Raw genomic sequence first — 2,033 nt, 5'->3', positions numbered from 1 at the left:
GCGATCAGCATGGGGACGTGGTCTCGCTCGTGCCGTCAGCGGGCCGCGGGCTGGAACAGCTCGACGACGTTGCCGGCGGGGTCCTGCAGCAGGACCTGCCGCCCGCCGGGGCCGTCGACGATGTCGTTGCGGAACGGGACGTCGGCCGCGCGCAGCCGGGCGACCTCCGCGTCGAGGTCGTCGACGACGAGGTGGATGCGGTTCCAGCCGCCCGGCCCCGGGACGGCGCCGTCGGGCATCGGGCGTGCGGCGGAACTGGTGGGTCCGGCCAGCAGCAGCCGCAGCGGTCCGCGGACGACCGCCGCGAACGCCGGTGCGGCGTCGAAGTCGACGGTGAAGCCCAGGTGGGTGGTGTAGAAGCCGACGGCCGCCCGCACGTCGTCGACGAGGTAGCGGACGCTGGCGAGTTCGGTCGTCATGGTCGTGTCTCCCTGGAGGGGTCGGTCGTCCTGGAGGGGGCAGTCGTCTGTCAGAGGAGTCAAAGGGCGAGGAACCTGATCCGGGTGTCCAGCTCCGTGGCCAGGCGTCGAAACTCCGGGTAGGCCGCCTGGTCGGAGTCCGCTCCGGCGGACGGGTCGGGCAGGCTCCAGTGGGTGTTGACGGCCGATCCGTGGTCGCGGGGCACCTCGCGGATCTTGTCGCACAACGTGATCACGTGGTCGAACCGCCGCCCCGCGACCGCGTCGAGCGACTGCGGCTGACTGGGTCCGAGAGCGATGCCGTAGTCCTCGTGCAGGACGCGCACCGTGTTGGGGTGCAGCCGCCGGGCCGGGTGGCTGCCCGCGCTGGTGACGAGGACGCCTTCGACGCGGTGCCTCAACAGCGCCTCGGCCATCGGTGAACGCGCGCTGTTACCGGTGCACAGGAACAACACGGAACGCCCACGCGGGTATCCGCGGTCCTCCGCCTCTCCCCGGTCCGCCGGTGCCAACGCCGGGTGCAACGCGCCTGCGGCCTCCCCGAAGGCCTCGGCGCACCGGGCGAGATCCAGGTGGTAGTAACTGTCGCGGCCGTCGAAGCTGCTGCGCCGTGCCACCACCAACCCGGCCGTGCGCAACAGCCGGAGGTGGTACGACACCAAGTTCTGCGGCTCGTCGACCGCCGTCACCAACTCGCGCACGCGCCTGTCGCCGGCCGCCAACTCCGTCATGAGCGCCCACCGCAACGGATGCGCCGCCATGCGCATCATCAGCGGAACCGCCACCGGGTCCGACATCGCCACCCGCGTGACAGTACATCAAGCCGATTTGATGCGGTTTCGCCGGAACGACATGCACCAACCCCCGTTCAGCCAGCCCTCCTCCTCACCAGCCCACCGCCCGCACTCTGCCCACCTCCCACGGAGGCTCGTAAGCGAGGGCGTGAGGTGAGGTGAGGGGCGAGGGCGGTGGGGTCGGGCCGTGGCCGCCGTGGCTCGTGGAGCTCCAGCTCGAGCAGGCCGCCGTGGCTCGTGGAGCTTCAGCTCGAGCAGGTCGCCGGGGCGCAGCTCGTGCGGCGGCAGCCCTGCGGCGGCGGCCCGATCAGGGGCATGGCATGTCGCGTGGAACGCGGCCCGGGGACGGGTGGAGCGCTGCCCATCGCGGAGTGCGGCTTCATCCAGCTTGCGGCTCGATCCATCGACTCGATCGTGCTCGATCGTGCTCGCTGTGGACAGTGTGGGGGCGGTGGGGGCGGCAGTCGTGAGGCGAGGGTTCGGCAGTGTGGCCCCGCGTCGCCGCCTCCTTCTTTCCCGCCTTCGCGGTGCGGCTGTGGTGCCCGGCGCGCAGCGGCCAGGCCGGTGACCTGCACGTCTGGTGGTAGCCGCAGCTGATCGCCACGTTCGGCGTCGGCATCGCGGGCGCGCGCTCGGACCTCGCCCGGCGGGTGCCGGAACGGATGTGGCGCGGCAGCCGGGTCGTCGCCGCGCTGACCCTCCTGTCCGTGCCGGTGGTGGCGACCGACCTGGGCGTGACCGACGTCGCCGGCCGGTCCGACCCGTTCCTCGGCGGTTGGCGGTGGGAGGCGCTGCTGTTCGCCGCGTTCGTCGTGCAGGG

At 72.3% G+C, this 2,033-nt stretch carries 2 protein-coding genes; both read right to left on the bottom strand.

The features are described 5' to 3' along the window. Window positions 1-35 precede the first annotated feature (35 nt). Window positions 36-419, bottom strand: coding sequence for a VOC family protein (locus tag AB0G02_RS37020; protein WP_360804206.1), 384 nt, complete (start codon window positions 417-419; stop codon window positions 36-38). Window positions 420-478: 59 nt separating this feature from the next. Further along, window positions 479-1,216: an ArsR family transcriptional regulator gene (locus AB0G02_RS37015; protein ID WP_360804209.1), complete on the bottom strand. Its 738-nt coding sequence runs from the start codon at window positions 1,214-1,216 to the stop codon at window positions 479-481. Window positions 1,217-2,033: the final 817 nt, after the last annotated feature.

This window comes from Actinosynnema sp. NPDC023658 (genome assembly GCF_040639995.1).
In the GTDB taxonomy this organism is placed as follows: domain Bacteria; phylum Actinomycetota; class Actinomycetes; order Mycobacteriales; family Pseudonocardiaceae; genus Actinosynnema.
Note: the sequence above shows the minus strand (reverse complement) of the source record. Positions and strands in the feature narration are given on the sequence as shown.